The organism is Pseudomonas sp. BBP2017, from assembly GCF_003024385.1.
In the GTDB taxonomy this organism is placed as follows: domain Bacteria; phylum Pseudomonadota; class Gammaproteobacteria; order Pseudomonadales; family Pseudomonadaceae; genus Aquipseudomonas.
Genome location: NZ_PVZN01000023.1, coordinates 18,376 through 40,792, shown reverse-complemented (window position 1 = coordinate 40,792; position 22,417 = coordinate 18,376). Strand labels below are relative to the sequence as shown.

Here is a 22,417-nt window from a genome sequence, read left to right as displayed (position 1 = left end):
CCCGCACCAGGTCTCTGTGGGAGCAGGCTTGCCCCGCGATCAAATCACAACTCAGGCCTTGGCCCGACGCGCCTTGAAGAACTCTGAAAGAATCGTCCCGCATTCCTGCGCCAGCACCCCACCTTCAAACAGCACCCGATGGTTGAGAAAACCCTGGGTAAAGAACTGTCCCTGACTTTGCACAACCCCCGCCTTCGGCTCCAACGCCCCGTACACCACCCGGGCAATGCGCGAATGGACGATCAGCCCGGCGCACATGCTGCAGGGCTCCAGCGTCACATACAGGGTGCTGCCAGGCAGACGATAGTTGCTCGCGGCCTGGGCGGCGGCACGGATGGCAACCATCTCGGCATGGGCACTGGGATCACTGCCGCTGATCGGGCAGTTGAAACCCCGGCCGATGACCTGACCATGCTGCACCAAAACCGCACCTACCGGCACTTCACCCATGGCAGCGCCCTGCGCCGCCAGCTCCAGGGCCTGGCGCATGAATTCCTGGTCGCGGCTGCGATCAATAATTTGCGGCTGACGCATCAGGCCACCTCGATCGCGGCCATCAGGCCGGTTTCCATATGGTCGATCACATGGCAATGGAACATCCAGGCTCCCGGGTTATCGGCCACCAAGGCCACTTGCGCACTCTCGTTCTTGCCCAGCAGATAGGTATCGGTGAAGTACTGTTCCGGGAACTTGTGGCGGTTCGAACTGAGCACTTTGAAACTCATGCCATGCAGATGGATCGGGTGCTGGTACTGGGTCATGTTCTTGAGCTCGAAAATGTAGCTCTTGCCCTTCTTTAACCTAGCAATCGGCCGGTCGGCACAGGTTTTGTCGGTGATGTCCCAGGCCTGGCCATTGATCTGCCACAGGCTCGGCGGCTTGCCGTTCTCAGTATTGACCGAGACCGACCCCACCCACTCGAAATTGAAGTTGAGCTTCTCGGCATTGGCCAGGTCCGGCTCGGCCACCGGGTTGGCCGGCAACGCCGGCGGCCAGTCGCCTGGCGCTTCACTGCTGGCCACCGAACGCAAGGTGCCCAGGCGCACCGAGCCATCGCGCAACGACAGCTCTTCACCGGCAGGCGGCATTTTGATGGCCAGGCAGATACGCATGCCCGGACCGAGCCAGTAATCCTTGCCCAACGGCCGCGGGGTGATCGGATTGCCATCGAGGGCGTAGATCTTTGCCTCAAAGTTACCCTTGAGGTTGATCCGGTAGGTCAGGGTATTGTCCAGATTGAGCAGGCGTACCCGCACGATCTGCCCTTCAGGCATGTCGATGACAGCATTGGCCTGACCATTGATGGTGATCAAACGCCCGGCAGTCCCGCCACGGGCGGCTTCACGCGCAATGCTGAACGGCAGGTAGGCGCCCTGCTCGTCCACATGCCAGTTTTTCAGGCTCAGCGTGCGCTCATGCTTGAAGCCGGTGGGCTCGCGCTCCTCGACAATCAGCGGGCCGACCAGGCCTCTGCCGAGTTCTTCGGAACTGTTCACATGCGGGTGGTACCAGAAGCTGCCAGCATCGGGCACGCGGAATTTGTAATCGAAGTACTCGCCAGGCAACACCGGCAGTTGCGAGACGTAAGGCACCCCGTCCATCTCCAGCGGCAGGCGGATGCCATGCCAGTGAATAGTGGTGGCTACCGGCAGGTGGTTGATGAAACGCACACGCAGCCACTCACCCTGACGCACCCGCAATTCGGTGCCTGGCGCCGAGGGGCCGAAGGCCCAGGCCTCGGTCTTGTGGCCCGACACCAGCTCCACATCCAGCGGCGCGGCAATCAACTCGTAGTCATGCCCGGCGTTCGGGTCGCTGCGCCCCAGCCAGTAACGGGATGCGCCACCGGCACCCAGACCGATTGCCACCAGGCCGGTCAGGCCACCGAGTATTTGTCGCCGGGTAAAGGACATGCAGCAGGTACCTCGTAATGCCAGGAACAACATGCCGGCACCTTGCCCGGAAAAGAGCCAAAGCAGCGACGATGAAGGGCGAATACGATACACCTGCATTTGCGAAAGATTAAGTGAAGTCTTTCTCTGACCTCTGCGCATGATGTCGCACCTGGGCAGCATTAGTTACCACCTTTACTCCAATCAGCTGCCTCATCCTGCCTGCCCGCCCATCATTGCGAGAGACCTCATGCTCGTTACCGCGCAGCAAAACAATGACCTTCTAGCTCTGAGACAGATGGCAATCCAGGTGAGCACCCACTGCCCTGACATCCGGCAGATGGCACGTGATATTGCCAAGCAGCTTCTCGCCCGGCACAACCTGTCTAGTCATGACCCTGACCATGTCTATTTTCATCGCTTCCATTCAGGCTCAAGCAGCCCGCGTACCTTTAGTGGCTGGCAGCATCACAGCGCCCCGTACCAATCACTGACCCTGCCGCAACTGGTAATGCATCGCTTCTCTGTCGACGACCAGAACTACCTCGACGAGCTTGCCAACTACACCGGCTTCTACAGCGCAGGGCCAGGCAAGGATGCCTACGACGAGCACAATGAGCTTCCCCTGGCGCCTAAAGAGGTGCTTGGATACTTCTGGGAAGTCGATTTCAGCACCGACTTTCACCAGCACCTCGAGCATTTCTGGTCAGAAGATTCAGACGCATATCGCACCTTGGCCAAGTCCACATTCCTCGGCAAGGTCCTGGAGGTCAGCGCTCAGAAAGGCAGCAGTGCCCTGGCCAGGCGCGCGCGCCAGGTGGCCGAAGCCTTGACCGGTGCACGGACCTGGCCACCGACCCTGCAACAGCTACAGCAAGAGATCAGCCCAGCGCAAGGGATTCGCCTGTGCACCTTCGACATTGGAGGCCATGTCGCCAGCTCGATCTTTAGAGTGGTGATGGAGGATGGTTACCAGTTGCTCTACCGCCCCGGCGAAGTGGATGCGCTGCAACTGTTCAGCGATCCCAGGGATCTGTATACGTGGGTGTTGGCACAAACCGGCACGGCAGAAGATCGGGCACGATTCATGAGTCACTTTGCGCTCAACAGCCAGGCAGAGAACGACGCCGGCGTGGGGCTCGGCCACCTGCTCGACGTAATGAAGGCGCAATGGGACTGCACGCACCCTGAAGGTATCAATACCCTGGACAGAACCCTGCAGGTAGATGCCTTCAGCTATCTTCGCGATGCAACACGCCAGCGCATGATCGGCGACGCCCACTTTGCCCTGCGCTCCAATGCGGACCTGCGCAAACAGCTGTGGATAGGCTACCTCGCAACCTTTGCCAAAGTGTTTGCGCCCATGGCTGCTGTCGATTGGCCAGTGGCCCTGGCAGTCGTGGGAGCCGGCCTGGCCGAGACCGGCCTGAACATCGATCAGGCGATCAATGGCCATACCACGGCCGAACGCCAGGCGGGTGTCACCGGAGCCATACTGGCCGGGGTCAACACCCTGTTCAACGCGACCCTGCTGCACGCAGGCGGCGTGAATGCCGCCGGAGAGATCGCAGAGGCAGCGCAAATCGGTGAAACAACCAGCGGCAGCGAGAGCCAGCCCGGAATTGGCGAAGAAAACCAACTGACGGGCGATGAGCTAGGATCTGCCACTTCTGCCGAGATCGAAACCTGGGTGCCGAAAACGTTCCAAGCAGCCGAGTTTGCCCAGTTAATAGAGTCATTGGAAAGTAACGATATCCTCAGGAGCGCTTCTGACAGCGGTCGCTTCACCGGCATTTTCTTTCAAGATGGCAAGCAGTACGCAATGGTTGGCGAAGGCACCTATCAAGTGCGCTACGTCGGGGAGTTGAAGACATGGGTCATCATTGACCCGGATAACCCCTACTCGTTTACCCGCAATGTTCCCGTAGTTCTGGACGACGAAGGCAACTGGCAGTTCACTGAACGTATGGGGCTCAAGGGTGGAACGCCTCGGTTTCTGCTCAAGGTCTGGGGCAGGCTGGCCCCAAGGCCGGCCCTGCCAGCATTGGAGCCGAGCCCCTATGAAGTAGCGCAAGCCGAACGTGAGGCATTGCAGGACGCCGCGAACGGCAACCAAGACATGGAACTGAGCGACCCCTATAACGGTCCCCCCTACACGCTGTACCGGCAATTGCGCGACCAACTGGCCGCTGATGCGCAGCATTTTTATGCTGCTGTCACGCCGCCTGCTCGCCCAGTGATCCCAGAAATCCCCGGCACCGCCAGCCCCAAAGAAATCCTGCGCAGCCTGTATGAACAGAGCGAAGGGCTGGTGATCGGCGAGTCACATACCCAGCAAAGTGCCAAGCAGTTCTTGATAAGCAATATGCGCCAGCTCAAGAAACAAGGCGTTGATGTCCTCTACATGGAACATTTCATGACGGACTTCCACCAAGCCGACCTGGATCTGTTCAATCGAACCGGGACAATACCCGATGGGCTCAAAGCCTATATCGAAAATCATGATTACATAGCCACGCTTGGCGAACAGACACCCTACACCATGAAGAAAGTGCTACATGAGGCCTACAAGCAAAACGTGCGTATACAAGCCATCGACTGTCTGGTCTCATACCGCCAGGCCTGGTACGAGAAGCCTTCGCCAGTCATTCGCCAGGAAATGATGAACTTCTTTGCTCACCGGATCATAGAGGCCGATCAAACGCGGCGTGGCGCGGGACGATGGGTTGCTTTGGTGGGCAACTCTCACGCCAACTCCTTTCAAGGCGTTCCCGGCTTGAGTGAGCTGCAAGGTGCCATCGGCTTGCGGATTGAAGATATCGAAATCGGCCAACCAGGCAGCATTGGTGCCGACAGTGGTTTCTGGGACGAGGTGGAGGGTGAAAGTTTCTTCGTCAGGAACGACCTGCTCCTGCAAGTGGCGATCTCCCGCCCCTGGATGTAGAAAAGCACGCCCCAAGCACAACGCAGATGCAACAAGGGCGCCGTCAGGCGCCCTTGTTGTTCAACTCACTCCCACTCGATAGTGGCAGGCGGCTTGCTCGACACGTCGTAAGTAACGCGGGAGATGCCTTCGATCTCGTTGATGATCCGGCCGCTGACAGTCTCCAGCAACTCGTAAGGCAGGTGCGCCCAACGTGCGGTCATGAAGTCGATGGTTTCCACCGCACGCAGGGCCACGACCCAGGCGTAGCGACGGCCGTCACCGACCACACCCACCGATTTCACCGGCTGGAACACCACGAACGCCTGGCTGACCTTGTGGTACCAGTCGGCCTTGCGAAGTTCTTCGATGAAGATATGGTCGGCACGACGCAGCAGGTCGGCGTACTCCTTCTTCACTTCACCGAGGATGCGCACACCCAGGCCCGGGCCCGGGAACGGGTGACGGTAGACCATGTCGTACGGCAGGCCCAGTTCCAGACCGAGGCGACGGACCTCGTCCTTGAACAGCTCGCGCAGCGGCTCGACCAGCTTGAGGTTCATCTCTTCCGGCAGACCACCAACGTTGTGGTGCGACTTGATCACGTGGGCCTTGCCGCTCTTGGCGCCAGCCGACTCGATCACGTCAGGGTAGATGGTGCCCTGGGCCAGGTACTTGATGTTCTCAAGCTTGTTCGACTCGGCATCGAACACGTCGATGAAGGTCCGGCCGATGATCTTGCGCTTCTTCTCAGGGTCCGACTCACCGGCAAGGTTGCTCAGGAACTGTTCTTCAGCGTTGGCACGGATCACCTTGACGCCCATGTTCTCGGCGAACATGGCCATCACTTGCTCACCTTCGTGCAGGCGCAGCAGGCCGTTGTCAACGAAGACGCAGGTCAACTGGTCGCCGATGGCCTTGTGCAGCAGGGCTGCAACCACCGAGGAGTCGACGCCGCCGGACAGGCCGAGCAGGACATTGTCGCTACCGACCTGGGCGCGGATCTGGGCGATGGCGTCTTCAGCAATGTGCGACGGGGTCCACAGCGCTTCGCAGCCGCAGATGTCGAGGATGAAGCGCGAGAGGATGCGACCGCCCTGCTTGGTGTGGGTCACTTCCGGGTGGAACTGCACGCCGTAGTAGCCACGGGTATCGTCGGCCATGCCGGCGATCGGGCAGCTCGGGGTGCTGGCCAGGATGTGGAATTCTTGCGGGATGCGGGTGACCTTGTCACCGTGGCTCATCCACACGTCCAGGCCCAGTACGCCGTCAGCATCAACGTGGTCTTCAATGCCGTCGAGCAGACGGCTCTTGCCGACTACATCAACACGGGCGTAGCCGAACTCGCGCAGTTCGGAACCTTCAACCTTGCCGCCCAGCTGCTCGGCCATGGTTTGCATGCCGTAGCAGATACCGAATACCGGCACGCCCAGGTCCCAGACGGCCTGTGGTGCGCGCGGGCTGTCGGCTTCATGCACGGACTCGGGGCCGCCGGCCAGGATGATGCCGCGTGGCGCGAATTCGCGAATCGCTTCGTCGTCCATGTCGAACGGGTGCAGTTCGCAGTACACGCCGATTTCGCGCACGCGGCGGGCGATCAGCTGGGTGTACTGGGAACCGAAGTCGAGGATCAGGATGCGGTGAGCGTGAATGTCGAGGGCCATGACTCAATCTCGTCAGTGGTAATCGGAAACGACGCGGGGCTGTCGATAACAGCCCCGCTTGCAAGTGTTGCCAGAAGCATCAACCTACGCGGTAGTTTGGCGCTTCTTTGGTGATCTGTACGTCATGCACATGGGACTCGGCCATGCCGGCACCGGTGATACGCACGAATTCAGGCTTGGTGCGCATCTCGTCGATGTTGGCGCTGCCGGTGTAACCCATCGAAGAACGCAGGCCACCCATCAGTTGGTGGATGATCGCGGTCAGGGTGCCCTTGTACGGCACGCGACCTTCGATACCTTCCGGTACCAGCTTCTCGGCACCGGCCGAGGAGTCCTGGAAGTAGCGGTCCGAGGAGCCCTGGGCCTGGGACATGGCGCCCAGCGAGCCCATGCCACGGTAAGCCTTGTAGGAACGGCCCTGGAACAGTTCGATTTCGCCTGGCGCCTCTTCGGTACCGGCGAACATCGAGCCCATCATCACCGCCGAAGCACCGGCCACGATGGCCTTGGACAGGTCACCGGAGAAGCGGATGCCACCGTCGGCGATCAATGGGATACCGGTGCCTTCAAGGGCGGCGGCGACATTGGCGATGGCGCTGATCTGCGGCACGCCGACACCGGCGACGATACGCGTGGTGCAGATCGAGCCAGGGCCGATACCGACCTTGACCGCGTCAGCGCCGGCTTCGGCCAGCGCCTTGGCTGCAGCGCCGGTGGCGATGTTGCCACCGATGACCTGAACCTGCGGGAAGTTCTCTTTGACCCAGCGAACGCGATCGATCACGCCTTTGGAGTGACCGTGAGCGGTGTCGACCACTACCACGTCAACGCCGGCAGCAACCAGTGCGCAAACGCGATCACCGGTGTCTTTGCCGGTACCGACCGCAGCACCCACGCGCAGGCGACCCTGGTCGTCCTTGCTGGCCAGTGGGTAGGCCTTGGCCTTCTCGATGTCGTTGACGGTCATCATGCCTTTGAGGGCGAATTTGTCGTCGACGATCAGTACGCGCTCGATACGATGCTTGTGCAGCAGTTCGCGTGCTTCGTTCTTGTTGGCGCCTTCCATGACCGTGACCAGGCGCTCTTTAGGCGTCATCACTTCACGGACAGTGGCGTCCAGACGGTTTTCGAAGCGTACGTCGCGGGAGGTGACGATGCCGACCAGGTCGCCATTGTGCAGCACCGGAACGCCGGAGATGTTGTTCAGGCGGGTCAGTTCGAACAGGTCACGCACCGTGGCATCGGCCTCGATGGTGATCGGGTCCTTGACCACGCCGGCCTCGAACTTCTTGACCTTGCGCACTTCGGCAGCTTGCTGCTCGATGGTCATGTTCTTGTGGATGATGCCGATGCCGCCTTCCTGGGCCATGGCAATGGCCAGACGGGCTTCGGTCACGGTATCCATGGCGGCGGAAACCAACGGAATATTCAGCTCGATGCCACGGGTCAAACGGGTCTTGAGACTGACTTCATTGGGTAGTACCTCTGAATAACCAGGCACTAGGAGAATGTCGTCGAAGGTCAGGGCTTCTTGGCTGATACGCAGCATCGCGGGGGCTCCCGGGCGGGAAAAATGGAAGCGCGCCATTATACTCATGCAGAGCCCTTCACTCAATGCAAAGATCGGCCTTCGGTCAGTTACCGCCGCGCTTTACCTGCACCACGGCCACCGGCTGATCCAGCCAGTCGGCAAAGTCGTCGAGAAACGCCTGCTTGAATCCTGCCGCGCCCCAGTTATTGAAGATAAAACCCAGGTTGGAAAACGCGCAGGGTTGCAGGAACAGGAAACCATTGATGTCGTCTTCATGGCCGCACAGCGGGCAAATGAAGTTGTCGGTCTGCCCGGGCATCCACTCCTCCAGGCTTTCAAACAGCGCCACGCCGACTTCGCGACGGCATTCGGCGCAGCCCGCCTCCTCCAGAAAGTCGTCAAGCGGGGTATAGATGCAACGCTTGGTGATCACCTCCAGGCCATTGACCGCCTGCCCGAACGGCAGCAGCTCGGGCCGCTCCACGACTTTGCGCGCGCCCTCGGCGATGGCGTAAGCCATACGGTTGCCGGTGCTGCCGCAGGTGCTCAATTGTTCCTCGACGATCTTTTCCCGCACCAGCCAGCGCAGGATCGCCCGCGCGCGCGGCTCATGCACAGGAACGGTGGAGATCTTCGGGACAATGATGCTCTGGGTAATCATGACGGCAGCCAAACATGCTCAAAGCAACCAGTTTACCTCACTCAGGTAGCGACCGATCAGGGCAATACCGCTGACCAGCACCAGCCAGGTGACCAGGCGCACGAACGTATCCCGCGTCATGTTCAGGGTCAGACGCCGGCCCAGGTACAGCCCGATCACCATCATCGGCAGCAAGCACAAGGCCAGCAACAACAGCGGCAGGTCGGCATACACGCCAGCGAACAGGAACAGGCTCAGGCGCACCACGGTACTGCAACTGATCAGCGCGCTTTGGGTCGCCCGCGCCTGCTCCTTGGAAGGCAGCCGGGCATTGAGATAGAGGGCATATAGAAAGCCGCCGCTGCCGAACAGCGCACCGAACAAGCCGCCCACGGTTCCTATCGGCACCGACCAAGAAGCCGAGAGCTGTGCCGGCCTGATCTTCACCGCCAGGCTATACAGGGCATAGGCGCTGATGAACAGGCCCATCAACAGCAACAACAGGTCGGACTTGAGGTTGAGCAAAAACACCACGCCGAGGGTACAGCCCAGTGCCATGCACGGCAGCAGGCGCAGTAACTCCGAGCGTGCCACCGCCTTGCGCGCCGGCAGCCAGTTGCCAAAGGCGGCGACGAAATCCAGCAACACCAGCAACGGGATGATCCGCGACAGCGGCATGAAGTTGATCAGCACAGGCCCGGCCACCAGCGCCGTACCGAAACCAGCGATGCCGAAGACGATATAGGCGGCGCCGACGCCGAGCAGGATCGGTAGCCAGTCGAGGGAGGTGAAGGGTAATTGGGCAAGCAGGGTCGAGAGCATGGCGGTCGCCAACAGTGAAGGTGAGGAAACTTTAGCCAGCGCCAAGCTATGCCGACTAATATGCAATTACGCCACTAGCCATCTTGAAACGGCATATCACTCATGATCTCCACCCGCCAGCTGCGCTACTTCGTCGAAATCGCCGAAACCGGCAGCTTCAGCGCCGCCGCCGAGCGCCTGTTCATTGCCCAGTCGGCCCTGAGCCGCCAAATCAAGGAGCTGGAGTCGCAGCTCGATACGATGCTGTTCGAACGCACTGCTCGCCAGCCGCGTCTTACTGCTGCGGGCCAGGCCTTCCTGCCAAGAGCCCGCACCTTGCTGGTGGATCTGGAAAAGGCCCAACGTCTGGCGCGGGATGTCGGCCAGGGCGTAATCGGCAGTCTGCGCCTGAATCACTCGAGCACCGTGCCCTTGACCGGGCAGCTGTTGACCCGCCTCAGTGGCTATCTGCATGCGCATCCAGGCGTTGCCATGGAGATCGCCCAGCAGTCTTCCGAGGCACAGCTTGCAGAGCTCGCGCAAGATCGCCTGGAAGTCGGCCTGTTGCGCTTGCCGGTGCTGCGCCAGCATCAAGGGCTTTGTGTGCAGCCGCTGTTTGAAGAGCCCTTGTTGCTGGCGGTCGCCGAAGACCATGCGTTGGCCCGGGAAACCAGCGTTTGCCTGGCGCAGCTGCGTGACCAGCCGTTTATTTCCATCCCCCATCGCCAGCGCGGCGGCTTGAGCTACCTGTCTGCAGAGCTGTGCATGGGTGCCGGCTTCTTTCCGAAAGCCGCGCGGGTGGTGTCACGCAAGACAACCCAGTTGCAGTTGATCCAGGCAGGTTTTGGTGTGGCTCTGTTGCCGCAGTGCATGCAGGAGATTGCCCCGCCCTCACTGCGGTTCATTACCCTTGCAGATGAAGGGTGCAGCAGTACGGTGGCGTTGGCGTGCCGTCGCGATGCCGGGCCTTTGGTACAGCAGTTCATCATGCACATGGGGGCTGCTGCGCCCCCCATCGCCGGCAAGGCCGGCTCCTACAGTGATCAAGGCACCGGCGGGCCACTGACACCCCATAGCCACAATCCTTTATGATGCAGTCCATGATCAAAGACCCCTTCGAAAGACTCGGCCTGGACCGCGAAGTCCTCACCGTCAGCCAGCTCAACGGCCGCGCCCGGGTGCTGCTTGAAGACGTGTTCCGCAATGTCTGGGTCGAAGGCGAGATATCCAACCTCGCCCGCCCGGCTTCCGGTCATGTCTATTTCACCCTCAAGGACAGCGGCGCCCAGGTGCGCTGCGCGCTGTTCCGGCAGAACGCCGTGCGGGTTCGTCAGGCCCTGCGCGATGGCCTGGCGGTCAAGGTACGCGGCAAGGTATCGCTGTTTGAAGGCCGTGGCGACTATCAGCTTATCCTCGATACCGTCGAACCTGCCGGCGATGGTGCGTTGCGCCTGGCGTTCGAAGCACTCAAGGAAAAGCTTGGCGCCGAAGGCCTGTTCAGCGCTGAAAACAAGGTTACCCTGCCCGCCCACCCGCAACGCATCGGCATTGTCAGCTCGCCCACCGGCGCGGTGATCCGCGACATCATCAGCGTGTTCCGCCGTCGTGCCCCGCAGGTCGAGCTGACACTGATCCCCACTGCCGTACAAGGCCGCGAAGCGATCAATCAGATCGTTCGCGCCCTGCAACTGGCCGACAGCCGCGGCTTCGACGCACTGATCCTGGCCCGTGGCGGTGGCTCGCTGGAAGACCTCTGGTGCTTCAACGAGGAAGCCGTGGCCCGGGCGATCGCCGCCTGTGTGACGCCGATTGTCAGCGCCGTCGGCCATGAAACCGACGTCTCGATCAGTGACTTTGTCGCAGACGTACGCGCACCTACACCTTCGGCCGCTGCCGAGCTGCTGGCCCCGGATAGCAGCGACCTGCAGCGGCGCATCGACAGCCTCAAGCGACGCCTGCTGCTACGCATCCAGAGCCGCCTGATGCACGACCGCCTGCGCCTGGACAGCCTGACCCGGCGCCTGCGTCACCCCGGCGAGCGCCTGCGTCAACAGGCCCAGCGCCTGGACGACCTCGACATGCGCCTGCGTCGGGCCTTCGAACAACGTCTGAACCAGCGCCGCGAACGCCTGGCCCGTCTCGACACGCGTTTGGCCGCGCAACACCCAGGACGTACCCTGGCGCTGCTCAAACAGCGCCTGGACAGCCTCGCCGAACGCTTGCCGCGGGCCATGCGCGAAACCCTCAAAGACCGTCGCCAGCGCCTGCAGGCACAGGTCCAGACCCTCCATGTGGTCAGCCCTCTGGCAACCCTTGGGCGCGGCTACAGCATCCTCCTCGACGAGCGCGGCCAGGCTATCCGCAGCGCCGCCCAGACCCACAACGGCCAGCGCCTGAGCGCGCGCCTGGGCGAAGGCGAATTGCACGTGCGGGTCGAAGACAACCACCTGACCCCGGTCACGCTTTCACTACTGGACTGAACCATGCCCCGTCTGTTTGCCCCGCTATTGCTGCTGTGCCTGATATTCACCAGCAGCGCCCAGGCCAGCTACATCACCCGTCAACTGAACAAGCCGGTGCCTGGTGGCGTCGCGGTCATCGACCTTGGCCCCGCAGCCCAGGCACCGAGCGCACGCTTTGACGGCAAACCGGTGCTGGTGGTCAAGGAACAGGACAACTGGCTGGCCATCGTCGGCCTGCCGCTGACGCAAAAAGCCGGTCAGGCGCAACTCAGCCAGGGCAGCCGCACGCTGACCTTCAACGTTGGCAGCAAGCAATACCCGGAGCAGCGCATCACCTTGAAGAACAAGCGCCAGGTCAACCCCGATCCGGCCGACCTCAAGCGCATCGATGCCGAGCTAGCCGAGCAGATCAAGGCCTACCGCAGCTTCAGCCCCAACCTGCCGAGCAACCTGATCCTCGACAAGCCGGTCAGCGGCCCGCTGTCGAGCAAATTTGGCGTACGCCGTTTCTTCAATGGCGAAGAACGCAACCCTCATGCCGGCCTGGATTTCGCCGTGCCTGCCGGAACACCGATCAAGACCCCGGCCAACGGCAAAGTGATTCTGGTGGGTAATTACTTCTTCAACGGCAACACCGTATTCGTCGACCATGGCCAGGGCTTTATCAGCATGTTCTGCCATATGTCGAAAATCGATGTGAAGCCAGGCCAGCAACTCAGTCGCGGCGCTGTCGTAGGCCGGGTAGGCGCAACGGGCCGCGCAACCGGTCCGCACATGCACTGGAACGTCAGCCTCAATGATGCGCGAGTGGATCCGGCGATTTTCATCGGGGCGTTCCAGCCCTGATGCTCGTTTGCGCCATTCAAAAAGACTGCGCAACTGCCGCGGTCTTTTTGAATTAGATAAGCGATAAAATATCGATAAATTCAACTTTTTAAGCATTTCTATCAATTTTTTCTCAACGCTTGCCATCTTTAACCCCACTGGTTAGGGTTGAAGCCATGAAAACCTTTCAGACCCTCATCCTGCTTCGTCAACATCGCAGCCTCTGCCTGGTCAGTGCACGACTACCAAGCTGAATCGCGTCGCCTCGCCTTTTCATCTCGTTTTCGTTCGGCAGGCCACCTTTCCAGGCCGCACATTCAAGGATTGCTTTTCATGACCATGCTCAAAGACCCTTCGAAAAAATACAGTGCCTTCCCTACCGTCAACTTGCCTGACCGTACCTGGCCATCGAAGACCATCACCGCAGCGCCGATCTGGTGCAGCTCCGACCTGCGTGATGGCAATCAGTCGTTGATCGAGCCAATGGATGCGGTGAAGAAGCTGCGCTTCTGGAAGACTCTGGTCAGCGTTGGCGTGAAAGAAATCGAAGCCTCCTTCCCCTCGGCTTCGCAAACCGATTTCGACTTCGTCCGTACACTGATTGAGGACGGTCACATTCCCGAGGACACCACCATCCAGGTGCTGACCCAGGCCCGTGAAGACTTGATCGCCCGTACTTTTGAATCGCTGCGCGGTGCGAAAAAGGCCATCGTCCACCTGTACAACGCCACCAGCCCGTCGTTCCGCCGCATCGTCTTCAATCAGGACAAGCAAGGCGTGAAGGACATCGCGGTGAACGCGGCCAAGCTGTTCGTCAAGTACGCTGCCCAGCAGCCGGAAACCCAGTGGACCTTCCAGTACTCGCCGGAGACCTTCAGCGCCACCGAACTGGAGTTTGCCAAGGAGGTCTGTGACGCGGTGATCGAGGTGTGGAACCCGACGCCGGACAACAAGATCATTCTCAACCTGCCGGCCACCGTCGAAGTGTCGACGCCGAACATCTATGCCGACCAGATCGAATGGTTCGGCCGCAACGTGTCGCGCCGTGACAGCGTGATCATCAGCCTGCACACCCACAACGACCGTGGCACTGGCGTGGCCGCCACCGAACTGGGCCTGATGGCCGGCGCCGATCGCGTCGAAGGCTGCCTGTTCGGCAACGGCGAGCGTACCGGTAACGTCGATCTGGTGACCCTGGCGTTGAACCTCTACACCCAGGGCGTTAACCCTGAGCTGGACTTCTCCGACATCGATGGCGTGCGCAAGGTGGTCGAGGAGTGCAACCAGATTCCGGTGCACCCACGCCATCCGTACGTCGGCGACCTGGTTCACACCGCATTTTCCGGCTCGCACCAGGATGCGATCCGCAAGGGCTTTACCCAGCAGAAAGACGACGCCAAGTGGGAAGTGCCGTATCTGCCGATCGACCCGGCCGACATTGGCCGCAGCTACGAGGCGGTGATCCGCGTCAACAGCCAGTCGGGCAAAGGCGGCATCACCTATCTGCTGGAGCAGGAATACGGCATCAGCTTGCCGCGCCGCATGCAGATCGAGTTCAGCCAGGTGGTTCAGGGTGAAACCGACCGTCTGGGCCTGGAAATGACTGCCCAGCAGATCTACAACCTGCTGCACCGTGAGTACTTGCAAGCCAACGCGCCGTACGCGCTGGTCAGCCATCGCCTGCAGGAAGAGAACGGTCACAGCGCCGTGGAAGTGGAAGTTTCCGGTGAAGGCGAGACTACCCTGCACTGGCGCGGCAAGGGCAATGGTGCCCTCGAAGCCCTGGTCGCCGGCCTGCCGGTGGCCGTGGAGATCATGGACTACAACGAGCACGCCATTGGTGCCGGTACCAACGCCAAGGCGGCGGCCTACATCGAATTGCGTGTGGCCGGTGGTCGTCCGGTGCATGGCGTGGGGGTTGATGAAAACATCACCACCGCCAGCTTCAAGGCGCTGTTCAGTGCATTGAACCGTTCCTTGAGCCAGCAGGCCGCCAAGGCAGCGTAAACATCGCTGACTGAAGCAAAAAAAAACCGCCTAGTACAGGCGGTTTTTTTCGCGGGGCAAGCCCGCTCCCACCGAGTCAGAGCGACCGCTGTGGGAGCGGGCCTGCCCCGCGATCAGGCCAGTACAGATAAAAAAAGAGGCGCGCCGACCAAGCGCACCTCAAAGCCGTGTAGCACACAACGATTCAGTTCAATCCAGCAGCGCCAATGCCTGCGCGCTGCACTCGGTAATCCGCGACCACTCGCCGTTCTTGATCCAGCCACTGTCGAGCATCCAGGTCCCGCCCACACACATGACATTGGGCAGGGCCATATAGCTCTTCACATTACCCGGGTTCACCCCACCGGTCGGACAGAAGCGCACTTCACCGAACGGACCACCGTAAGCCTTGATCGCCGCCACACCACCGCTGATTTCCGCTGGAAACAGCTTGAAACGGCGATAGCCAAGGGCGTAGCCCATCATCAACTCCGATGGCGTGCTGATCCCCGGCAGCAACGGCAGGTCGCTTTGCACACCCACCTCAAGAATGTCCTGGGTAACACCTGGCGTGACCACAAACTGCGCCCCAGCCGCTTCCACGGCAGCGAACATCTTGCGGTCCAGCACGGTCCCGGCGCCAATGCACAGTTCCGGCCGCTGTTCGCGCAGCACCTGAATGGCTTTCAAGCCGTGCGCCGAGCGCAGGGTCACTTCAAGGGTTTTGATGCCACCAGCAGCCAGCGCATCGGCCAGGGGCAGAATGTCTTCTTCGCGGGCAATGGTGATCACCGGCAAAATCCGCGCCTGGGTGCAGATCTGATCGATCCGGGCAATCTTGTCGGCCATGGAAACTCCCGGCTGTTTCAGTTCATGCGTGGTCATAACGGCGGATCCTTGGCTCATGGGCACCAGTAAATATCCAGAGGGTCTTGCAAAAAGGCGCGAATCGGCATTTCGCTCAGGTCATCGCCAGCCAGTGCGGTGCGCAGGGTAGCGAGTTTGCCCGGGCCTTGCACGGACAAGGCGGTAAAGCCAGCCCTCGCCAGCAAGGCGCGGGTCATGCTCAGGCGTTGATGCGGCACCGTTGGCGCCAGCATCGGCAGACAGCGCCGCGTGCTGTCTGGGTCAAGGCCTTCGCTCAGGTTCGGGCTATTAGGGAACAGCGAAGCGGTATGCCCGTCATCCCCCATACCGAGCACCAGCACGTCGATGCCTGATAGTTCGTCGAGCGCCTGATCGGCGTCCAGCGCAGCAGCTTCAAGGCTGGAAGCGGCGCGGTACAGACCAAGGAAACGCGCCGTGGCCGCCTTGCCAGTCAACAGATGGCGTTTGAGCAGACCGGCATTGCTGTCGGTATGCTCGACCGGCACCCAGCGCTCATCGGCCAAGGTAACCAAGACCTTCGACCAGTCCAGCGGCTGCTGGATCAGTGCCTGAAAAAACGCCACCGGGCTACGTCCACCGGACACCACCAGGGTCGCCTGACCGTTTGCCGCGATCGCAGCATTCAGGCGCCCGGCTACGTCCTTGGCCAAGCCTTCGGCCAACTGCACGGTGCCGTTGAAATCATGGGCCGTCACGTTAGCCGGCAGTTGCAGTTCAGATATCGCCATACCAAGACCTCCCATCACGGGTAATCAATGCAATCGAGCTCATCGGCCCCCAGGAGCCAGCGGCATAAGGCTTGGGCGCATCGCCGCTATTCTTCCAGCCGGCAATCAGCTGATCGCACCACTTCCACGCGTATTCGATTTCGTCCTTGCGCACGAACAGGTTCTGGTTGCCGCGCATTACTTCCAGCAGCAAGCGCTCATAGGCATCGGGAATCCGCGCACTGCGCCAAGTGTCGGAAAAGTTCAGCTGCAACGGCCCGCTGCGCAGCTGCATGCCCTTATCCAGGCCCTGCTCCTTGGTCATCACCCGCAAGGAAATGCCTTCGTCCGGCTGCAAACGGATGATCAGCTTGTTGCCGATCTGCAAACGCTGTTCCGGGGCGAAAATGTAGTGCGGGGTTTCCTTGAAATGGATGACGATCTGCGACAGTTTCTGTGGCATGCGCTTGCCGGTACGCAGGTAGAACGGCACGCCAGCCCAGCGCCAGTTGCGGATATCGGCGCGCAGGGCAACAAAGGTTTCGGTGTCGCTCTGGGCGTTGGCGTTGTCTTCTTCCAGGTAGCCTGGCACCGGCTTGCCTTCGCTGTAGCCGGCGATGTACTGGCCGCGCACCACATGCGTGCTCAGGCCTTCGCCAGTGATCGGTGCCAGGGCCTTGAGCACTTTGACCTTCTCGTTACGAATGCTGTCCGCAGAGAGATCGCTGGGTGGGTCCATGGCGATCAGACAAAGCAGCTGCAACAAGTGGTTCTGGATCATGTCGCGCAGTTGCCCGGCCTTGTCGAAATAGCCCCAGCGCCCCTCGATCCCGACCTTCTCGGCGACGGTGATTTCCACATGAGAGATCGAGTTCTGGTTCCACTGGGTTTCGAACAGGCTGTTGGCAAAGCGCAGGGCAATGAGGTTCTGTACGGTTTCCTTGCCCAGGTAATGGTCGATGCGATAAACGCGGTTTTCCGGGAAGTACTGCGCCACCGCCTCATTGACCCGCCGCGAAGAGTCCAAGTCATGACCGATAGGCTTTTCCAGCACCACCCGGGTACGCGCACTGAGACCGGCCTTGTCGAGGTTCTCGCAAATTCCGCCATAGACCGCCGCGGGCGTGGCGAAGTAAGCGATCAGCTGGCTGTCATCACCGACCTGCTCGGCCAGCGCCTGATAGTCCTCGGCCTTGAGGAAGTCCACATGCAGATAGCGCAAGCGCGCGAGAAAACGCTGCAACACCACTGTCTCGATCTGCCCTTGCGGGACAAACTCTCGCAAATGCGCCTCGATCGATGTCAGGTGCTCTTCGACACTGCCCGGCTCGCGGGCCAGCGCCAGCACACGGGTATCAGCGTGCAGCAAGTCGGCGCGATCAAGCTGGTAAAGCGCCGGAAACAGCTTGCGCAAGGCCAGGTCGCCGAGTGCGCCAAACAGGGCAAAGGTGCAAGGTTCAACGCTGATCGATGCCATGATGTTGGTTCTTTTATCAAGTTGACGTAGAAATACCGTTTTCAATCGCAGTTTTCAAGGAATAATGTAGTAAAAACCACAACATTTTATCTGGAACACAGATTCAAGTGGTGTGCCTCCCATGCCATCAGTACGATAGGCCACCGCGTCAAAAGCCCGCTGCCATCAGCAGCGGGCTGCCTCATCGACCCAAGGACACATACCCATGGACCGCGTGCGAAACCTCCTGGAGCAGATCCAGGGCCGCCTCGAAGAGCTGAACAAGGCTGAGCGCAAAGTCGCCGAAGTCATCCTGCTCAACCCTCAGCAAGCCACCCGTTTCAGCATCGCCGCCCTGGCCCAGGCAGCCAAGGTCAGTGAACCGACGGTGAACCGCTTCTGCCGTTCGTTCGGCGTCAGTGGCTATCCCGAGCTCAAGCTGCAACTGGCGCAGAGCCTGGCCAGCGGCGCTGCTTATGTCAGCCGGGCGGTGGAGGCCGATGATGATCCGGCGTCCTACACCCAGAAGATCTTCGGCAGCGCCATCGCCTCGCTGGACAGTGCCTGCCAGCAACTCGATCCGCAGCTGATCAGCCGCGCCGTCGACATGCTGATCCAGGCCCGGCAGATCCACTTTTTCGGCCTCGGCGCTTCGGCTCCGGTGGCCCTGGACGCCCAGCACAAGTTCTTCCGCTTCAACCTGGCGGTCTCGGCCCACGCCGATGTGCTGATGCAGCGCATGCTGGCTTCGGTGGCTCATACCGGTGAACTGTTCGTGATCATCTCCTACACCGGGCGTACCCGCGAACTGGTCGAAGTCGCACGCCTGGCCCGGGAAAACGGTGCCTCGGTGCTAGGCCTGACCGCCGCTGACTCGCCCCTGGCCAAAGCCAGCAGCCTGAGCCTGAACATACCGCTGCCAGAAGACACTGATATTTACATGCCGATGACTTCGCGGATCATCCAGTTGACCGTACTCGACGTATTGGCCACCGGCATGACCTTGCGCCGCGGCGTGGACTTCCAGCCGCACCTGCGCAAGATCAAGGAAAGCCTCAACGCCAGCCGCTACCCGATCGACGACGAGCTCAACTAAGCAGCTGTGCCTGCAACCGCAGGTGTGCCTGTTCTCCCGGCGCCAGGCTCAGGCTGTCACTGCTGCCACTGGCCGCCTCGACACAGACGAAACCCAGGGTTTCACTGCTGCTGACCCCCATTAACGGGCGACTGCCCGGGTGCCAGACGATGGTGTCCTCGCTGTCACCGGTATCGATGCTCAGTTGTCGTTGCCAGGCCGGGTCGTGCAGTTGCACGGTCGCTGCATTGGGGAACACCCGCTGACAGCCGCCATGGACCTTCAAGGCGCCCTTCTGACGGCAGGCCTGACGGTTCAAACGGTCGTAACCTTCAATGTTTTCTAGCCCAGATAGCGCTATCTCTGAAACGTCACTAATACGCCAGTAGGCCAGCAGAGCATGACTCAGCTGACAAGGTTGGCTGTCCTGGTGTTCGGTACTGAGCTGCAACTCCATGCGTTTACCTAACCTGGCCAACAGGTCGACCTGCCAATCGCACAACTGCAAACGCCATTTGAGCGCCACGCCCTCTTCGTCCTCACTGCTGTCGATCAGTTTCCAGTCGAGCAAACGCGCCCAGCCGTGCGCTGGCCACATGTCTTCGCTGGGATGGCGACCGTACCAGGGCCAGCACACCGGCACACCGCCACGAATGGCGCCGACCTGCGGCCACTGCGCCGCACACCACAGCCAGGGCCGCTCGCCCGTGGGCTGGAAGTGCAACAGCTGCGCGCCCTGGCGGCTGAACACGGCCTGGCACTGGGGATGGTCGATGATCAGCACATCGCGCTGCTGATAACGCTCCCACTCGAAGGTCGGTCGCGGCCTCTGCGAGGTGAAGAAGCGATGTAGCGGGTGCTCGGGCATGGTTGGAAACTCTTGTTGTTAGTGAGGACCTCATCGCCGGCAAGGCCGGCTCCTACAATGTACGGTAGGAGCCGGCCTTGCCGGCGATCGACCGCAGAGCGGTCGCAATATGGCGTAAATTTACAACATATTGCCTCAGAACGACGACTGAATCTTCAAGCCAGCGACCAGTGCGTTATCCACCTCGTCCACCCCGCCCGGACTTTTAATGTATTGCAGGTTGGGCCGTACGGTCAGCCAGTTGGTGACATGGAAGCCGTAATACAACTCGGCGTTGTACTCGGTCTCCTGAATCGGCACAAAGGCCGGGTTGTTGTAATCATCAACGCCGCTCTGCTGATTGAGCAACTCGGCGCGGTCCTTAACATCATCGTTAACGTGAATCCGCGCTACGCCAAAGCCGATGTCATCCTTGGGCCTGGCGTCGAAAGCGCCTTTGTAGACCATACCCACCTGCTGATAGTTATCGACCACGTTGGTGGCCTTGTCATGCACGGTGAAGTTGGCGAACAAGCTCAAGCCACGGCTGGCATCGCCGTTATGTGCGGTCACCTGCTGCTGAGCCACCACCCACCAGCCATGCTTGCTGGAGTGTGACTTGAAGTCGTTGCCGGTAATCGCCTGGGGCTGGCCATTAACGTCATCAAAGACATCGTCGGCCTTGGCGGTGCTGTAGTAATAACCCAAGCGGTACTCACCCGGCAGATTGTTGACCTTGGGCGACCAGACCAGCTCTACCGGCAGGATCATGCCCTCGGTGCCACTACCACTGAGCTTGAAACCATTGCCGGTTTCAAGGTTGGACGGGTTCTGCTCATACACCCCGACCTGAGCGAAGAATTCCGGGGTGATGTTGTATTTGACCCGCAGCGCCCACTGGCTGACCGGCCAGTTGTACCAGATACCCCCCACCCAGTTGCCGACCTGAGAGCCGCAGAACGCCAGGTTCTGGAAGTCGCACGGGAAGCTGTTGAAGTCTTCGCCTTCGCCGAAACGGCCGAATTTCACATCCAGGGCGCCATCGAAGTACTGCTGTTTGATCCACATCTGGGTCAGCCGCCAGGTCTGGCCACGGCCCCAGACCTCCTGCACGGAACTGAACTGGCCGGCCCGCGGATCACTGATGCGGTCGTTGGACAGGTTGCGTCCGCTGCGCTCGGTGATCGCCAGCTTGAACTCGGTGTCGTGCCAGCCGAAGATCTTCTCCAGGTCCAGGTGCGCGCCCAACGCGAACTGATCGCTGTAGCGCGCGGTCTTGTCGTCGTTGTAACCGCCGTTGAGGTTGCCTGCCACCTCTCCAACGTAGTCGAGGGTGAAGTCGTAGCCCTTCTCCAGCAATTCGGTGCGGGTACCGCCCCAATCGCCGCTCATCCATTTTGACTCCGGGGCAAAAGCGCCGGCCGCCTGCGCCCCGCAGCTGACCCCGAGGGCTGCCAGCAGGCTCAGCGGAACCAGCGGCTTGATGCGTTTGAAGTGATCCATCCCTTGTTTCCTCGTTTTATTGTTCTTGATGGGCATGTACGACTTACAACGAATTCAACGACCCTTGAATTGCGCGACATTGTCCTGACCGGACTGCTGTGGCGTGAGCTTCACCCCCAGGCGCTCGCCAGTGACGGCATCGAACAACAACACCCGGGCCGGATCGAACTGCAGGTTCAGGGTGTCACCCACCTGGATCGCCACATCCGGCGCCAGGCGGCAGCAGACCTTGGTCTGGTTGAGGGTGACGAACACCAGCAGGTCGGGACCGGTCGGCTCGGTGATCTGCACCTCGGCCCGAATGCTCGGCAGGCCATTGGCCTGGCTTGGCGCCAGAGCAATCTGCTCGGGACGAATGCCAAGGATCACCTCACGGTCTTCAAGCCCTGCATCACTGATTCCCAGGGGGAGTTCGCAGCGGGCCTGGCCACTGTCGAGCAACGCCTGCAAGCGGCCGTCCTTGCGCTGCAGACGCAGCGGAATGAAGTTCATCGGTGGCGAACCGATGAAGCTGGCAACAAACAGATTGGCCGGATCGTTGTAGATCTGCTGCGGCGTGCCGAACTGCTGGATCAGGCCGTCCTTCATCACCGCCACCTTGTCGCCCAGGGTCATGGCTTCGATCTGGTCGTGGGTGACATACACCGTGGTGGTTTTCAGGCGCTGGTGCATCAGCTTGATCTCGGTGCGCATCTCCACCCGCAGCTTGGCGTCGAGGTTGGACAGCGGCTCGTCGAACAGGTAGATCTTCGGTCGCCGCGCCAGCGCCCGGCCCATGGCCACACGTTGCTGCTGGCCGCCGGAGAGCTGGCCGGGCTTGCGCGTCAGCAGGTGTTCGATCTGCAGCAGTTTGGCCACCCGCGCCACTTCCTCATCGATCGCCGCCGCCGGCATCTTGCGCATCTTCAGGCCGAAAGCGATGTTGTCGCGCACGTTCATGGTCGGGTACAGCGCATAAGACTGAAAGACCATGGCGATATCGCGGTCCTTGGGGCTCATGCCGCTAATGTCGGCATCGTCCACCAGGATCGCCCCGCCGGTAATCTGTTCGAGACCGGCGATGCAGTTCATCAAAGTCGACTTGCCGCAGCCGGAAGGGCCGACAAGAATCAGGAACTCCCCGGAGTCGATCGACAGGTCGATATGCTTCAAGGTATCCGGCAGACCGCTGCCGTAGGTCTTGTTGACGTTGCGCAGTTCAAGCGTTGCCATATTGG

18 protein-coding genes are annotated in these 22,417 nt (G+C 60.7%); 6 read left to right on the top strand and 12 right to left on the bottom strand.

The window, feature by feature from the left end; translation table 11 throughout:
* Positions 1-51: 51 nt before the first annotated feature.
* Together tadA and C6382_RS21870 are read right to left on the bottom strand one after the other, a co-directional pair.
* Positions 52-534 carry a tRNA adenosine(34) deaminase TadA gene (tadA, locus tag C6382_RS21875; RefSeq protein ID WP_107026409.1) on the bottom strand — a complete coding sequence of 161 codons (483 nt, stop codon included), beginning with the start codon at positions 532-534 and terminating at the stop codon, positions 52-54.
* On the bottom strand, positions 534-1,913 hold the full coding sequence (locus tag C6382_RS21870; RefSeq protein WP_107026426.1) for a multicopper oxidase family protein: 1,380 nt from the start codon (positions 1,911-1,913) through the stop codon (positions 534-536). Before C6382_RS21870 ends, tadA begins: the two co-directional genes overlap by 1 nt.
* A 139-nt stretch (positions 1,914-2,052) precedes the next feature.
* On the opposite strand from C6382_RS21870, the gene C6382_RS21865 reads away from it, so the two are divergent.
* Entirely contained in the window at positions 2,053-4,836 is a 2,784-nt protein-coding gene (locus tag C6382_RS21865; RefSeq protein WP_107026408.1) for a dermonecrotic toxin domain-containing protein, read from the top strand.
* A gap of 65 nt (positions 4,837-4,901) precedes the next feature.
* Here the strand turns inward: C6382_RS21865 and guaA are convergent, their stop codons facing one another.
* The 4 genes from guaA to C6382_RS21845 all read right to left on the bottom strand — a co-directional run bounded on the left by guaA (position 4,902) and on the right by C6382_RS21845 (position 9,472).
* The gene (gene guaA, locus C6382_RS21860) at positions 4,902-6,479 is read right to left on the bottom strand and encodes a glutamine-hydrolyzing GMP synthase (protein WP_107026407.1); all 1,578 of its coding nucleotides are present in this window, start codon (positions 6,477-6,479) and stop codon (positions 4,902-4,904) included.
* A gap of 79 nt (positions 6,480-6,558) precedes the next feature.
* Positions 6,559-8,028: an IMP dehydrogenase gene (guaB, locus tag C6382_RS21855; RefSeq protein WP_107026406.1), complete on the bottom strand. Its 1,470-nt coding sequence runs from the start codon at positions 8,026-8,028 to the stop codon at positions 6,559-6,561.
* Positions 8,029-8,113: 85 nt separating this feature from the next.
* A complete protein-coding gene (locus C6382_RS21850) occupies positions 8,114-8,671 on the bottom strand; it encodes a sugar ABC transporter ATPase (protein WP_107026405.1) in 558 nt (185 codons plus the stop codon).
* Positions 8,672-8,689: 18 nt separating this feature from the next.
* A complete protein-coding gene (locus C6382_RS21845; protein ID WP_107026404.1) occupies positions 8,690-9,472 on the bottom strand; it encodes a sulfite exporter TauE/SafE family protein in 783 nt (260 codons plus the stop codon).
* Positions 9,473-9,574: 102 nt separating this feature from the next.
* Between C6382_RS21845 and C6382_RS21840 the strand changes: the two genes are divergently transcribed.
* The 4 genes from C6382_RS21840 to leuA all read left to right on the top strand — a co-directional run bounded on the left by C6382_RS21840 (position 9,575) and on the right by leuA (position 14,745).
* Complete coding sequence (locus C6382_RS21840) at positions 9,575-10,543, top strand: LysR family transcriptional regulator (protein WP_107026403.1); 969 nt, start codon at positions 9,575-9,577, stop codon at positions 10,541-10,543.
* Between the two features lie 8 nt (positions 10,544-10,551).
* On the top strand, positions 10,552-11,931 hold the full coding sequence (gene xseA, locus C6382_RS21835; RefSeq protein ID WP_107026402.1) for an exodeoxyribonuclease VII large subunit: 1,380 nt from the start codon (positions 10,552-10,554) through the stop codon (positions 11,929-11,931).
* Positions 11,932-11,934: 3 nt separating this feature from the next.
* Positions 11,935-12,759 (top strand): M23 family metallopeptidase, encoded by an 825-nt coding sequence (locus C6382_RS21830; RefSeq protein WP_107026401.1) that lies wholly within the window; start codon positions 11,935-11,937, stop codon positions 12,757-12,759.
* Between the two features lie 312 nt (positions 12,760-13,071).
* A complete protein-coding gene (leuA, locus tag C6382_RS21825; RefSeq protein WP_107026400.1) occupies positions 13,072-14,745 on the top strand; it encodes a 2-isopropylmalate synthase in 1,674 nt (557 codons plus the stop codon).
* A gap of 189 nt (positions 14,746-14,934) precedes the next feature.
* Here the strand turns inward: leuA and C6382_RS21820 are convergent, their stop codons facing one another.
* From C6382_RS21820 to zwf, 3 genes are read right to left on the bottom strand one after another with little or no spacing between them, the layout of a single operon-like run.
* Positions 14,935-15,609: a bifunctional 4-hydroxy-2-oxoglutarate aldolase/2-dehydro-3-deoxy-phosphogluconate aldolase gene (locus tag C6382_RS21820; protein ID WP_107026399.1), complete on the bottom strand. Its 675-nt coding sequence runs from the start codon at positions 15,607-15,609 to the stop codon at positions 14,935-14,937.
* Between the two features lie 17 nt (positions 15,610-15,626).
* On the bottom strand, positions 15,627-16,340 hold the full coding sequence (gene pgl, locus C6382_RS21815; RefSeq protein ID WP_107026398.1) for a 6-phosphogluconolactonase: 714 nt from the start codon (positions 16,338-16,340) through the stop codon (positions 15,627-15,629).
* The gene (gene zwf / locus C6382_RS21810) at positions 16,327-17,796 is read right to left on the bottom strand and encodes a glucose-6-phosphate dehydrogenase (protein WP_107026397.1); all 1,470 of its coding nucleotides are present in this window, start codon (positions 17,794-17,796) and stop codon (positions 16,327-16,329) included. The genes pgl and zwf overlap by 14 nt, the downstream gene beginning before the upstream one ends.
* A 214-nt stretch (positions 17,797-18,010) precedes the next feature.
* Between zwf and hexR the strand changes: the two genes are divergently transcribed.
* A complete protein-coding gene (hexR, locus tag C6382_RS21805) occupies positions 18,011-18,871 on the top strand; it encodes a DNA-binding transcriptional regulator HexR (protein ID WP_174242320.1) in 861 nt (286 codons plus the stop codon).
* Here hexR and C6382_RS21800 read toward each other — a convergent pair.
* The 3 genes from C6382_RS21800 to C6382_RS21790 all read right to left on the bottom strand — a co-directional run bounded on the left by C6382_RS21800 (position 18,864) and on the right by C6382_RS21790 (position 22,412).
* Complete coding sequence (locus C6382_RS21800) at positions 18,864-19,718, bottom strand: D-hexose-6-phosphate mutarotase (protein ID WP_107026396.1); 855 nt, start codon at positions 19,716-19,718, stop codon at positions 18,864-18,866. The two genes, hexR and C6382_RS21800, sit on opposite strands and share 8 nt — an antisense overlap.
* Before the next feature lie 135 nt (positions 19,719-19,853).
* The gene (locus tag C6382_RS21795) at positions 19,854-21,200 is read right to left on the bottom strand and encodes a carbohydrate porin (RefSeq protein WP_107026395.1); all 1,347 of its coding nucleotides are present in this window, start codon (positions 21,198-21,200) and stop codon (positions 19,854-19,856) included.
* 54 nt (positions 21,201-21,254) lie between these two features.
* Positions 21,255-22,412 (bottom strand): ABC transporter ATP-binding protein, encoded by a 1,158-nt coding sequence (locus C6382_RS21790; RefSeq protein ID WP_107026394.1) that lies wholly within the window; start codon positions 22,410-22,412, stop codon positions 21,255-21,257.
* Positions 22,413-22,417: the final 5 nt, after the last annotated feature.

Coding starts and splice junctions, on each gene's coding strand:
- leuA (WP_107026400.1), top strand. CDS start 13,072: ATGACCATGCTCAAAGACCCTTCGAAAAAATACAGTGCCTTCCCTACC.
- C6382_RS21800 (WP_107026396.1), bottom strand. CDS start 19,718: ATGCCCGAGCACCCGCTACATCGCTTCTTCACCTCGCAGAGGCCGCGA.
- C6382_RS21790 (WP_107026394.1), bottom strand. CDS start 22,412: ATGGCAACGCTTGAACTGCGCAACGTCAACAAGACCTACGGCAGCGGT.
- zwf (WP_107026397.1), bottom strand. CDS start 17,796: ATGGCATCGATCAGCGTTGAACCTTGCACCTTTGCCCTGTTTGGCGCA.
- xseA (WP_107026402.1), top strand. CDS start 10,552: ATGATCAAAGACCCCTTCGAAAGACTCGGCCTGGACCGCGAAGTCCTC.
- C6382_RS21840 (WP_107026403.1), top strand. CDS start 9,575: ATGATCTCCACCCGCCAGCTGCGCTACTTCGTCGAAATCGCCGAAACC.
- C6382_RS21850 (WP_107026405.1), bottom strand. CDS start 8,671: ATGATTACCCAGAGCATCATTGTCCCGAAGATCTCCACCGTTCCTGTG.
- guaA (WP_107026407.1), bottom strand. CDS start 6,479: ATGGCCCTCGACATTCACGCTCACCGCATCCTGATCCTCGACTTCGGT.
- C6382_RS21870 (WP_107026426.1), bottom strand. CDS start 1,913: ATGTCCTTTACCCGGCGACAAATACTCGGTGGCCTGACCGGCCTGGTG.
- C6382_RS21820 (WP_107026399.1), bottom strand. CDS start 15,609: ATGACCACGCATGAACTGAAACAGCCGGGAGTTTCCATGGCCGACAAG.
- guaB (WP_107026406.1), bottom strand. CDS start 8,028: ATGCTGCGTATCAGCCAAGAAGCCCTGACCTTCGACGACATTCTCCTA.
- tadA (WP_107026409.1), bottom strand. CDS start 534: ATGCGTCAGCCGCAAATTATTGATCGCAGCCGCGACCAGGAATTCATG.
- C6382_RS21795 (WP_107026395.1), bottom strand. CDS start 21,200: ATGGATCACTTCAAACGCATCAAGCCGCTGGTTCCGCTGAGCCTGCTG.
- pgl (WP_107026398.1), bottom strand. CDS start 16,340: ATGGCGATATCTGAACTGCAACTGCCGGCTAACGTGACGGCCCATGAT.
- C6382_RS21865 (WP_107026408.1), top strand. CDS start 2,053: ATGATGTCGCACCTGGGCAGCATTAGTTACCACCTTTACTCCAATCAG.
- C6382_RS21845 (WP_107026404.1), bottom strand. CDS start 9,472: ATGCTCTCGACCCTGCTTGCCCAATTACCCTTCACCTCCCTCGACTGG.
- C6382_RS21830 (WP_107026401.1), top strand. CDS start 11,935: ATGCCCCGTCTGTTTGCCCCGCTATTGCTGCTGTGCCTGATATTCACC.